At 64.8% G+C, this 12,487-nt stretch carries 9 protein-coding genes; 1 reads left to right on the top strand and 8 read right to left on the bottom strand.

What is annotated here, in order from left to right:
- Window positions 1-219, top strand: a 219-nt coding sequence (locus tag EU800_RS13160) for a transposase (RefSeq protein WP_207209905.1), incomplete at its 5' end; no start/stop codon positions are given.
- Between the two features lie 12 nt (window positions 220-231).
- Here EU800_RS13160 and EU800_RS13155 read toward each other — a convergent pair.
- The 8 genes from EU800_RS13155 to EU800_RS13120 form a co-directional block, all read right to left on the bottom strand.
- Window positions 232-945: a PP2C family serine/threonine-protein phosphatase gene (locus EU800_RS13155; protein ID WP_129633057.1), complete on the bottom strand. Its 714-nt coding sequence runs from the start codon at window positions 943-945 to the stop codon at window positions 232-234.
- A complete protein-coding gene (gene tagF, locus EU800_RS13150) occupies window positions 942-1,598 on the bottom strand; it encodes a type VI secretion system-associated protein TagF (RefSeq protein WP_129633055.1) in 657 nt (218 codons plus the stop codon). Before tagF ends, EU800_RS13155 begins: the two co-directional genes overlap by 4 nt.
- Window positions 1,580-5,149, bottom strand: coding sequence for a type VI secretion system membrane subunit TssM (tssM, locus tag EU800_RS13145; RefSeq protein ID WP_129633053.1), 3,570 nt, complete (start codon window positions 5,147-5,149; stop codon window positions 1,580-1,582). The genes tagF and tssM overlap by 19 nt, the downstream gene beginning before the upstream one ends.
- The gene (gene icmH, locus EU800_RS13140) at window positions 5,149-6,579 is read right to left on the bottom strand and encodes a type IVB secretion system protein IcmH/DotU (protein WP_129633051.1); all 1,431 of its coding nucleotides are present in this window, start codon (window positions 6,577-6,579) and stop codon (window positions 5,149-5,151) included. The genes tssM and icmH overlap by 1 nt, the downstream gene beginning before the upstream one ends.
- Window positions 6,580-6,600: 21 nt before the next feature.
- On the bottom strand, window positions 6,601-7,938 hold the full coding sequence (gene tssK / locus EU800_RS13135; protein WP_129633049.1) for a type VI secretion system baseplate subunit TssK: 1,338 nt from the start codon (window positions 7,936-7,938) through the stop codon (window positions 6,601-6,603).
- 19 nt (window positions 7,939-7,957) lie between these two features.
- Window positions 7,958-9,556, bottom strand: coding sequence for a type VI secretion system-associated FHA domain protein TagH (gene tagH / locus EU800_RS13130; RefSeq protein WP_371685629.1), 1,599 nt, complete (start codon window positions 9,554-9,556; stop codon window positions 7,958-7,960).
- Between the two features lie 131 nt (window positions 9,557-9,687).
- Complete coding sequence (locus EU800_RS13125) at window positions 9,688-10,287, bottom strand: hypothetical protein (protein ID WP_129633044.1); 600 nt, start codon at window positions 10,285-10,287, stop codon at window positions 9,688-9,690.
- Window positions 10,288-10,296: 9 nt separating this feature from the next.
- Window positions 10,297-12,462: a type VI secretion system Vgr family protein gene (locus tag EU800_RS13120; protein ID WP_129633042.1), complete on the bottom strand. Its 2,166-nt coding sequence runs from the start codon at window positions 12,460-12,462 to the stop codon at window positions 10,297-10,299.
- Window positions 12,463-12,487: the final 25 nt, after the last annotated feature.

The following is a 12,487-nucleotide window of genomic DNA, read 5'->3' as shown; positions in this document are numbered from 1 at the left end:
TTGCTGAAAGCACAGGACAACTGGTTGCTGTTCCTGCCCCGATACAGTCCCGATCTGAACCCGATAGAAATGGCGTTCTCAAAGTTGAAAACGCTGATCCGCAAAGCCGCCGCTCGAACCTACGAACAGCTTTGGCAGGTCGTCGGACACGTCTGCAACCTCTTCACTGAAGAAGAATGCTACAACTTCTTCAAGGCCGCAGGCTATGAAACCGAATAGATTGGGATCGCTCTAAACCGCGTCGACCACGATGACCGAGACATTGTCTGCGCCGCCGCGGTCAAGCGCCATTTGGACGAGGCGTTGGCTCACGGTCTCGATCGGCGCCGAGAGCAGCACCGATTCCAGCTCGGCGAATCCCATGTATTTGTTGAGCCCGTCCGTGCAGAGCAGAAAGCGGTCGCCGGGGCGAAGGTCACCACGGATCTTGTCGATCTCGAGCTCGTCGCCCACGCCAACCGCGCGGGTAATGGCGTTCGACTGCGGATGCGCTTCGGCCTCGTCCCAGGTCATGTGCCCCGCCTCGACGAGCATGCCGACTACGGAGTGATCGCTGGTCAACAGCTCGATGCGCCGGTCCCGCAGCCGGTAGAGCCGGCTGTCACCGACCCAGAACGCCATGAAATGCGCCTCGGCCAGCAGCAGCACCACCACGGTCGCCCCGATCGTCCCCGCGCCGATCTCCTCCGCATAGGCGATGATGCGGCGGTGGGCGCGGTAGAGCGCCTCGCGCACCGAGTGCATCCGCGCCGCCGGGTCGCCGGTCTCCGGCGCGGTGATGATCGATTCCACGACCGTCTGGCTGGCAAAATCGCCGGCCTCGTGCCCACCCATCCCGTCCGACACCACCCAGATCTCGCGTTCCGGCAGCGACAGGATCGAATCCTCGTTGATCTTGCGCACATGGCCGACATGAGAGGCCGCGTTGTGCCGGATACGCCTCATTCTGCTGCCTCCCGTGCCCAATATGGATCGGCGAGATCGAACATTGCCATCAGCTCGCGCGCGTTCGGTAGACCGGTCGTCGCGAGATACTCCGTTCGCCCGTCCACCACCGCGCTCCAATAGACGCGCGGACGCACGATATCGAAGGCTTCCGGCACTCCCGGCGCCGGGTCTTCGTCGAGCAGCAGCAACCCGGCCCGGAGATCGGCCAGCCGCGCGCGCAGGTTGTCCTGCGTCATCTCGAATTCCAGCGCGTCGAGCGCCACCGCCTCGAACGCCTGAAAGGCCGCGGAACTCGCCATGTGGCCGCGCGCGGCAAAGGATGCGGGCGCCACCGGCGCGACCAGCGTCAGCGGGAAGGCACGGCCGACCCGGTCGACCGAAGGCATCAAAACGCCCATCAACGCCTGCGCGCCGGCCTCGCCCGGCGCAAGCGTGAAGCGCCAGATCGGCGCCGAGTAATAGCATTCCTGCCAGCGCTCCCCGAGCCTCTCCCGCGCCGCCTGCACCGCGCCGCTGAGCCAGCGGTCCCAGATCGGCGCGAAGCCCTGCGGCAGGTCGATCCAGAAGAAATCTCCCTGCGAGGGCATCTTGCCGAAAGCACCGACGGGCCCGAGGAGATCGTTTCCGGCCATCAGAACGACGTCGGACACTTGAATTCGCTCAGCGCCGCCATGCCGAACGGGTTGTTGACCGAGCCGAGTTGCATCACCAGCACGACCTGACGACCGCCAACGCGGAAGATCAGCCGCTTGCGATCGGGCGCTGGCGTGCCGCGGATCTGGCCGGTGTCGAGAAGGCGGAACATCGACCAGGGGCCGTCCCGGGTAATCGTGCTTTCGCCATTGGGCAATTGCGGCGCAACGGTCAGGCGCGCCAGACCAACGGAGCCGGGCCAGGGGACGTTTTCCGGCGTCGGCCGGCCGCCGCGCTGTGCGCGGACCTTTGCGCCGTTCAGTTCCAGGAGCATCTCGCGCGCCTGCGGATCGAGCGCCTGCGGCGTGATCTGCACATTGAACCCTAGCTGTCCGGTGGCGAAGAAGGTGTCGCGGATCGCCGCCGCGTTCTGGAACTGCTTCAGGACAGCCGGCGAGATGCCGAGATCCTCGCCGGTGCCACCGCGCCAGCTCCACGGATCGGCGTTGGTATCAACGAATTCGGAAAGGTTCTCGGTAAAGAATCCGTCGATCAGCTGGCCGGGGCCGAAGAGCCGCGTGAAGTCCTGCACCGCCACGTCAGCCTGGGCGCGACGGTCGAACGGGTAGCGGTTGCTCAACGCCTGCTGGCAAAGCGGCAGGACCTTGGCCGTCCATTCGGCATTGAGCTTGGAGCGCACGCCTTCGCGGCCGATGCCGGAGGAGCCGGTTGTGATCTGGGTCGACCAGCGCTTCACAGGGTCGGGCTTGAGCGACGCGAATTGCTGGAAGCGCTGAACCGTCGGATTGGTCAGCAGGTCGCCCGCGCCGCCGCCGATGGTGAGCTTGTTGAGCTCCAGATAGACCTCCTTGAGCAGGTCGAGATAGGAGTCGAGCTCGCTCGGCTGGCCCTCGGGGCGGGCGGTCAGGTCCTGCAGCCAGGTGAACCTGCGTTCGACCTGCGTGCCGAGCGGGCGCGCCTCTCCGGTGCCGTCGGCGGCCGCGAAGCTCGCCTCGACCGCCTCCTTCAGGACCCGTTGCCGATAGCTCAGACGGTAGCTGAGCTCATAGAGCGCACCCCCGGCGATGGTCTCGCCCGCGGCGCTGGCCGCTGCATCGGCACTGGCGCAGGGTTCGGTCAGCTTGGTTTGGTTGGCCACCGCCTCGAGCACGTTGGCGATCGGTGAGGACGGGCTCGAGAGCACGTTGGTGACCTCGACCGCACGCTCGACCGAGTCGAGAGGGATGATGTCGAGATCGGCCAGGACCCCCTCATATTTGCCGACGAAATCCGTGTAGTAGAGCTGGAACACGCCCGCCGTCGTCTCGGTCTTGAAATCCTCCGACTGGTCCGCGGCCTCGGCGCCGAGCACCCAGGCCTCGCTGGCAAGCTGCTCGTTGACCTGCAATGCCTCCGGCACGAACACGTCGTGGAAGCCGCAACGGGTAAAGACACCGTCGATCCCGTCGCCGAGCCCGGCGCCGGAGGACCGCTTCATCGCGCGGCCGATCATCGGGTTTCCGTCGGTCAGGCGCCATTTCGGCAGCTCGCGCACTGCGGTCGAGTTGAGGATGCCGGTATAGATCCGGTCCGATTGCGGCATTGCCGAGATCACCCCGCGCACCGTCTCGATCAGGTGGCCGTTGAGCTCGACCTTCTGCATCGGCTGGTCGACCAGTGCCTCGAGATGACCCAGCAAGTCCAGCCGCAGCGGCTCGCGGACGGCGCCTGCGTAGAACTGCTCCCAGTCCTGCTGGAACCAGTCCATCACCTGCTCCTTGTTCACCGGTCCCTGCTGGCCGAGCATGAGATAGACCTTGAGCGCCTCGTAGAGCCGGTCCGGGTCGTTCATCGAGGCCTGCATGTATTCGTCGAGCCGCAGGATGAGGCGCGGAAGCATGTGCTGGTTGAGAGCGGCGCGATAGGTCTGCGCCGTCGAGTTGCCCACCAGTTCGCCCTGGTATAGGCCGAAGCCGAGGCTCGTCGGGCGGTCGGTGTCCTGGGTGCGCGGGTTGACCGGCACGTCCCGCAGGATGTTGAGCGCCGGCACGATGCTCGGGAAGTCGGTGTCGCCGATCGGGCTTCTCGGGATCAGCGCCGCGGATTCCTGGTAGGCTTCGACGCGAACGGCCGCGTCCGCGATCAGCGCCTGGTTTCCGAGGTAGCTGCGGGTCCAGAGCCCGCCGATGGCCAGCACGACCAGAACGGACGCGGCGATCGCGATCCGGCGCGACCAGCGATAGCGGCGCGCCACCTTGTCGTCGATCGAGACGAGGCCCGCCTCGGGAAAGACCACGCCCTCGAAGAGGCGGGTCAGGAAATAGCTGCGGCCGGTGCCCTTGCCCGAGCCGATGGCCTGCCGGCCGATGCCGAATGTCTGGGCCATGCCCAGCATCAGCCGGTCGATCGGGTTGCCCTCCTGGGTGCCGGAGGTGAAATAGACCCCGCGCAGGATGTGGCGCTGCTCGTAGCGGCTGTCGGCAAAGACCTCGTCCAGAAAGTCATAGGCGATCTGCCGGACCGAAGAGACCTGGCCCGCGAATCCGGCGATAAGGCTGCGCCGCGCCGGGTTGGTCTCCACCTGCATCCGTTCCAGCGATTGCGCGTTGAGCCGTTCAAGAAGCGCCGCGAATTCCTCGTGGAAATCGGTCATTGGCGAGTGCTCGCCCTTCGACTTGTCGAGCGGCAGGGTGAAGCCCCAGACCTGCTCGCGCTCCTCCTTGCCCATCTGGTCGAAGGTCTCGGTGAAGCCGGCGATCAGGTCCGACTTGGTAAAGAGCACGTAGACCGGGAAGCGCACACCGAGCTGTTCGCGCAGTTCGCTGAGCCGGCGCCGTATCGCCGTGGCATGGCTCTGCCGGGTCACCTCGTCCTGCAACGACAGGTCCTGCAGCGAGATTGCCACGACAGCGCCGTTGATGGGTTGGCGCGCGCGATATTTGCGCAGCATCTTCAGGAAGCCGAGCCAGGCGGCGTTGTCAGCCTCGGAATTGCTCTCCTGCGTGGTGTAGCGGCCGGCGGTGTCGAGCAGGACCGCGTCTTCGGTGAACCACCAGTCGCAGTTGCGCGTGCCGCCAACGCCGGCAATCGACTGCACCCCGTCCTCGCCTGTCAGCGGGAAGCGGAGACCCGAATTGACGATCGCGGTGGTCTTGCCCGCCCCCGGCGGGCCGATGATCACATACCAGGGCAGCTCATAAAGATGCCTCCGGCCCATCTTCGACTTCCGAAGCTGGGTGATCGCCCCGCGCAGCTTCGTCTTCATCTCATCCAGCTCGGCCTGGACGATCTCGTCATTGGGGTCGACGTCGGCCGCCGCGCTCTCGACGATCTCTTCGGCCAGGTTCTTGTCACGGCGCGCCCGCACGATGGCGAGGATGACGATCCAGAGGATCGCGATGAACCACATCACGCCGACGACGATGCCCCGCCACAGGTAGCCCGCGAAGGGCTGCCATTCCTCGCCGCCGATCAGCGGGCTCAGGAGCCAGAAGGTGAGCGACAGGATCAGCGTCACCATGAAGATGACGAAATAGGCTGAGATGAAGAAACGCAGCACGGCTTTCATCAGGATTCCGTCCTCACCAGAAGCACTTCGATACGGCGGTTCTTCGCCCGCCCTTCGGCCGTCTCGTTGGTGGCCAGCGGTTCACTGTCGGCCCGCCCCTCGGCGGAGAGCCGCGAGGGATCGTTGAGCACCGCGGCGATCATGTTCTCCACCGTCTTCGCCCGATCAAGCGACAGCTCCATGTTGGAGGCATAGCGGGAGGACCGGATCGGCACGGAATCGGAATGCCCGACCACGAGCACCTTTCCGGTCTCGTCGTTGAGCGCCTCGGCCACCCGGTTGACCGGCTTCACGAACTTCTCCTGAAGCACGTTGGAGCCGGAGGCGAACATGCCGGCGCCCTTGATCCGGATGGTGATCGTGTTGGCGTCACTTTCCACCTCGACGAGGCCCTCGGCGATCTCCTGGTTGAGAAACTCCTTGAACTTCTCCGGCACCGCGACGACCGGTGCGGGCGGCGGCGGCGGCGGCGGCGCCTTGATGTCGATCCTGGGCGGCGTGTTTGGTTCCAGCGAGGCGAGCCGGCCGGTCACGTTCTCTGTCGCGCCGCCGAGCAGCCAGCTCAGCGCGAAGAAGCTCGCCAGCAGCACCACGGCCGCGACCGAGGCCGCGATCCACACCGGCCGCCAGATCGATAGCGCCTTGTTGGGAACCTCGAGTCCCTTCCAGTGCGGTGAGATCTCCCGCTCGACCGGTCCGCGCTGACCACGGATCAGCCGCGCCAGGCCGGCACGCACATCGAGGTGGCGCTGACCGCCATTCTGCTCGACCCGGAGCCGCCCCTCGAACCCCAGGGAGAGGCACATGTAGAGGAACTCGAGCATCTCGATGTTGTTCGGCGGGTCCTGTTCGAGCCGCGCCAAGAGGTCGTAGAACCGGTCGCCGCCGACCACCTCGCGGTGGAAGGTCGCCACCATCGATTGCAGCGACCAGGAGGAGTTCTCGCCCCAGGGCGTGTTCAGCACGACGTCGTCGAGCGTGGCGCAGATGGCATAGCGGGCGATCTTGACATCCTGGTCGGAGCAGCCGGCCTGATGCGCGCGGCTCTCGAATTCGCGGATCTCGCCGATGACGCTTTGCCGGAGCTTGTCGGGGTCGGCATGCTGGGCGCGGTTGGAAATGCGCGAGATCAGCGAGAAGAGCGGCGCGGCACAGGCCACAAGCCGGTTCATCCCGGTGAAGGCAAGCGGCAGCAGCGCCGCCTCGTCTCGGGCCGATTGCCCGGACCGGGCGCCACCCGGCGTGCCACCGGCGGGGATGCCGTACCCCATCGACCCGCCGGACGCGCCGGATGGCTGCGGCGGCTGTTGATAAGCAGGCTGCTGTGGCGACACCGGCGTGGACTGCGCGGGCCGCCGTCCGCCCGGGTTCGGCCGGATGATGGTGCGTTCGCTGTCGTCGCTTTCGGAGAAAGGATCGTCGCTTGCCATAACCTGCTTCCCGTTCCCCCGTTATCCCTGGCGGATCGCCCAGAGTTCCATCTTGAGACCCGGATAGGTGCCCGAGACATGCACGGCGATGCCGCCCGATGTGGTCATCTTCGCCCAGTACTGGCTCTCCGGGTCGAGTTCGAAATAGACCGAGCCGGCGGTATAGGGGATCTGCCGCGGCGCGACCGGCAGCGGCCGCAGCGCGATGCCGGGCAGCGCCGAGTTCACCAGCTGGCGGATCTCCTCGACCGGTCCGACCTTGGACTGGCCGGCGAAATGGCGCCGCACGTTCTCGGGCGGCGCCTCGGAGGAGACGGCGAGGACGAAACCGGCGTTGCGAATGAGCTTGCGGTCGGCAATGACGCCAACCGAGATGCCATATTTGCGCGGCTCCAGCGGGATCGAGATCGCGTTCTGCTCGAGCACGGCGGAGAGGTATTTCCGCAGGTCACGGATCACTGGTCCGAAGCAGCCGGTCAGGTCGTGGTGCTGGTATTTCGGGAAGTCCGCAGGCCGCATCTTCGGGTCGATGAAGGTCGCGAGTTCGCCAGTGAGCGCGACGCAGTCGCGGAAGAAGCTCTCGGGATGAACGTTCTCGATCGACAGCAGGTGGCGCACCTGCGGCAGGATACGGTTGATCGTGTGCAGCAGCAGGAAATCCTGGATCTCGGCCGAGCCTCTGGTGCCGGCCTGGGTGAGCCGGCCAGACAGCGCCGTGGCGCGGTGGTTCAGCAGGCCCTCGAGTTCGCCGAGGAACCCATGCAGCGGCGCGGCGGCTCTTATGTCCATGCAAGTGGGCACGAAGCCGCCGTCGAGGACCACTTCCTGGTCCGACTTCACCTCGATGATCCTGGCCACAGGGATCACCAGCCGGTCTGCCAGGTCGTCAACCTGGAGCGCGAATTGCAGCCGGAGCTTTCCGACGCCAAGCGTCGCGGACTTGCGGCCCGGGCTCGTCACGTCGGTCACTTCGAGCTCGGCGGGCCGCAGTCGGGCAGCGGAAAGCTCGGCGCCGGTCATGTCGACCTCGAGCGCGCCCTGCCGGCGCTGCGGTACCGAGAGATAGACGATGCAATCCTTGATCGTCGAGGGGACCTCCAGCGCCGGCGGGTGGGTTTCGGTCTCGGGCACCCGGAAGACCGCGCCATCCGGCGTGACGCCGGAACAGGAGCGGATGGCGAACTGGCCGATCTTCAGCACTTCGCGGTCGATCTCGAGCTGCGAGACCCCCCAGGCATAGGGCCGCAAACGCCCCGCCAGCCCGCCCAGCTGCGCCTCCATATACCGGTCGGCCTGCTGGAAATGGTGCGGCTGGAGGAACAGCCCCTCGCTCCAAAGAACCTTGCTCTCCCAAGACATCAGCGCATCCCGACCCTGGTCATTGTCCGTCCTTCAGCTTGTTCAGCTGTTCCTGGTAGGCGCGGGCGAACTCGCGGCTGAACAGCTCGTGAAAATCGTTCTCGGCCGCGTCGGCCACGTCGGCATAGATGCGCTCGTAGGTCTCCCAGTAGCGCGCCTTCTTGCCCTTCAGCAGGTTGCCGAGGCCGCCCGCGTCGCTGATCTCGGCCTCGAGCGTTTCCGGAGAGAGCCGCTTGAGCACTCCCTTCAGCGCCGCCTCCATGCCGGTCATCGTCGCGACCTCATGCGCCTTGATATCTTGCAACGCCTGTTCGGCCGCGGCTTCGGCAGAGAGATAGCCGCGCTTGGGCGCGCTCACCATGACCTCGACCGCCTGTTCGGGCGTCACCGAGAACTTCAGCGGGTTGTTGCCCGAGGCGGAAATGCGGGTCTGGTCGATGCGGAACTCGGACTTGATCGAGGTCCGCGTCATCAGGATCTCGCGCATGCCGTGGATCATCACCCGGAGCACGTTTCCGATCCGCGCCGCGGTCTCCTGGATCTCGTTCTCGGCGATCTCGATCTCGCCGACACCGGCCGCATCCAGCAGCGTTCGCAGCGCCTTGACCTGGGCCTCGGGCACGCCCGCCGCAGCGCCCGGCAGCGGTGAAGCGGGTTGCGGCGGCGGGGCCGGAGGTCGGGCCTCGGCCGGGCTCGGCGCCGGCTCGGGCGTCAGCGGCAGATCCTCGGCTTCGGTCAGCGCCTCGAGCGGATCCTGCGGAGCCTCCGGCTCCGGTGACGGCGGCTCGGGCGGCTTCGGTTCGGCTGCCGGCGGGCTGCTCGGCTCGCCGAGATCGAAGTCGAGATCCTCGGGGATGAAAGCCTTGCCACTCTCGATCCCGCCAGCAGGCTCGCTCGGGCCGATCTCGGAAAAGGGATCCTCGGGCGTTGTATCCGGCTCTGAGGGCGTTGTATCCGGCTCCGAGCCGAGCGGACTTGCCGGCAGGTCGAGATCCCAGTCGTCGGGAATGGTCGAAGACGAGACCTGCGGCAGCGGCATGTGATCCACCATCGAGGGGTTGTGCATGTGCTGGCTGGAGCCGATCTGATCGTCGATGGAAGGCCCCTGTGCAAGCGGGTCGTCGATCTCGTCGTCCCCAAGCGGCGGCAGAAGCCCGTCCTCGCCGAGCTCCGGCCGTTTCACTCCCTTCGGCCCCACCGGGTCGCCCGGCGCGTCCAGCAGGTCGTTTATCACGTCCGTGCCTCTGCCCGAGGAGGGCGCATCAAGCAGGCCGTCGAGATCGGTGTCGATCTTGGCACCGGAGGGGGCGATATTCGCACTCGCAACAGGGTCGAGCAATTGCGGCCCCTCGGGCTTGCCGGAGGAGATCTGCACCGCGAGTTCGTAGCCGCCGATCGAGAGAATGTCGCCGTCGTTCAGCGGGGTCGGAACCCTGCCGAGGGGAATTTTCCCGTAGTTCAGAAAGGTTCCGTTGGTCGACAGGTCGATCACCACCACGTTGCCGTTCTGGTCCTCGATCGCGCAATGGTTCGACGAGATCACCCGATCCGGGTCAGGCAGGACGAGGTCGTTGTTGTTGCCGCGCCCAATCGTGAGGGAGTTGCCGACCATCGACACCGGACGCCCATCGCCCGGGATCGCTCCTGAGGACTGGAAATGCAGAACGACGCCCATTGCTTCCTACCTGCCTGACTTCCTGTGCGCCTGCACCATCAGGCACTTGGCGGGCGAGTGCAACGGGCGAGATCTCATGCTTCCGCCCCCGCCTTGCGCTCGATCATGCCATTGCCGCCGCGCGCGATGTCGAGCGCGCGGTCGATCAGGTAGTCGACGGCGTCGTGGAGGTCTCCGCCGAGCGCTTCCAGCGCCATCAGATTCACTCCGGCGGCCATTGCCGCGACAGCACCATCGGGCGCCGGGTGTTCCTTAAGGTCGCCCGGGCCGAGCGTCCCCTGCCCGAACACGGCCATGGTGGCGACGATCGAACTGTCGTCTGTCGGGTTTGCAGCCTCGGATGCCCTGTGCGCCGCTGCCTGGGTCTCCTCGGAAGGTTTGAACACCCAGGCCTCGGCCGCCTTGAGGCAGGGGGTCGGCTTGACATCCGGCCCCAGCACGTCGCGCATCGCCAGACAGCCCCACCAGACCGCCTCGCGCGGCGGCAGGCTCGCGGCGATCAGCTTGATCATGTCGATCGCCGCCTCATGGCTGGCCAGTTCGGCGAGCACGACCGATACCCCGGCCGACGCCGGGCTTTCGAGCTTGGTGTCCAGTTTGAGGTTGGTACCGGCCAGCAGTCGGGCGGCCGGCACTTCCGGGATCTTCTTGAGACCTTCGAATCTGTCACTCATGGCGCGCCTCTAGTTGATCGTGGTGAGGCCGCCCTTGAGGATCAGCAATGCATCCCCCTTGACGGTCGTCACCGGTGATTTCGCGGTGAGCATCACGTCCCCTTTGACCGTGACCATGAGCCCCTTGATGGTGATGCCCCTCTGGTCGATCTTAATCGAGTTGCTGCCGACCTTGAGTTCGATGGATTGCATCGCCTCGTGCTCCGTCTTGCCGAGATTCACCTTGGTCGTGTGGTTCCCCATCTTGATGGTCTCGGTGAAATTGCCCATCGAAACCTCGTTGGTCATGTTGCCCATCGAGACCTTGTTAGACTGGTTGCCCTTCTCGACCGTCGTGTCGTGATTGCCCTTCTCGACATTGACCTTGAAACTGTTGCCGATCACCTCGGTCCGGTTGTTGTAGACTTCGTGTTTCATGTCGCCGGGGCTCTTGCCGCCTTCACCATAGCCGACCTTGACCTTGAGATCGTTGCCGACCTCCTCGGTCTTGTCGTGGTAGATCTCCTGCGTGAGATCGCCCTTGTCCTTGTCGTCGAAGCCGATCTTGACCGTGGCGTTGTTCTCGACGACCTGGTTGTAATCCTTCTCCGCGTGGAAATAGATCTCTTCCTGGCCCTTCTTGTCCTCGAATCGCAACTCGTTGAAATTGCTTGACGATCCTTCCTTGGAGGACCGTGTCTTCACGCCCGACTGGGTCTTGTTTTCCGGTAGGCCGTAGGGCGGCATCGTGTCGGCATTGTAGAGCATTCCGATGATCAGCGGCCGGTCCGGATCACCCTCCTCGAAACTCACAACAACCTCCTGGCCCACGCGCGGGAGCGCGATCATGCCCCAGTTCTTGCCGGTCCAGGGCATCATGCAGCGCACCCAGCACGTGGAGTGCTCGTCCTTCTTGCCCAGCCGGTCCCAGTGGAACTGGATCCGGATGCGACCGTATTTGTCGGTGTGGATCTCCTCGCCGGAGGGGCCGGTGACAACCGCGGTGTGGCAGCCGGCGATTTCGGGCCATGGGGTCACCGGCGCGGGCCGGAACTTCTCCATTTTCGGGATAGCCGTCACATGCACCTGGTAGGGGTCTTCCTCGTCCATCTCGGCGCGCACAGACCCGGAGGGAAAGCGCGTGACCTCCAGCGCGCTGAGCTCGCGCTGGTTGAGCTGGAACAGATGCGTCGCCGCCCGCACCACGAATTCCTCGCTGTCGCTGGTGGAGGGATGCTTGGACACCTTGAAGGTCTTGCCAACCTCGACATTGGAGACGAGGCCGGCGCCCTTCCACGTCTTGTAGCGGATCGACCGCTCTTCCATCTTCACCTTGGCGTAATGATCGCCGTCACTGGTCTCGCGGTAATGGCCGGGATAATCGTAGATCTCACGATCCTTGAGCGTGTGCTTGCCCTTGGGCATCGTCTTCAGCGTCTCGAGCTTCGCCTTCGGCTTCTCGAAATTGTAGTCGGTATGGGTATATTTTCCGGTCGTCGCCGTGTGGTCGGCATGCCATTGGAAGAAATGCTCGATGTCGCGGCGCGGGCTGTCCACAAGATCCCTGAACTCGATCGTGTTCTCGCAGGGCACCGTCTCGTGGGCAGCCGAGTCGTCGTGGAGCACCATCTTCTCTTCGCTGCCGTCGTAGGTGAAGAAGTAATGCATGCCCTCCTCCTCCATCAGCCGATGGACGAAGGCGAGGTCGGTCTCACGATATTGCACGCAGATGATGCGGGTGCGGTAGGTCTCGGTGAACTTGTCCTCGAAATTGATCCCGTATTCGCCGAGCACTTCCTTGATGATGTCGGCCGCGGTCTTTTCCTGAAAGATGCGGCAATCCTGGTTGAGCGTGAGGAACCACAACCGGGGACGGATCTCGGCCCAGTAATGGGCCATGCCGTCGTATTGGCCGACGAACCGCACAGAGGTGCAGATCCCGATATGCTTCCGGTCGCGTTCGCCGGCTTCCAACCGCTTCGGCCCGTCCGGAACCTTGGTGATCAGCTCGACCTTCTGCCCCATCAGGTCGTCGAGATCGATTTTGGCATTGTCCGCAAGAAATTCGATCCGCGCCAAAGAGGGCATGTTGAAGCCCTCCTCGATCTTTGCCGCCACCAGGACCAGCGTGTCCGGGCAAGTGGAACAATCCATCTTGATCGGGTAGTTCTCCACTACAAACTTATCAATTGCCATGGCCAATCCAATCGTTGAAGCTGCC

It is taken from the genome of Tropicimonas sp. IMCC6043 (assembly GCF_004146235.1).
Classification (GTDB): domain Bacteria; phylum Pseudomonadota; class Alphaproteobacteria; order Rhodobacterales; family Rhodobacteraceae; genus Tropicimonas.
Note: the sequence above shows the minus strand (reverse complement) of the source record. Positions and strands in the feature narration are given on the sequence as shown.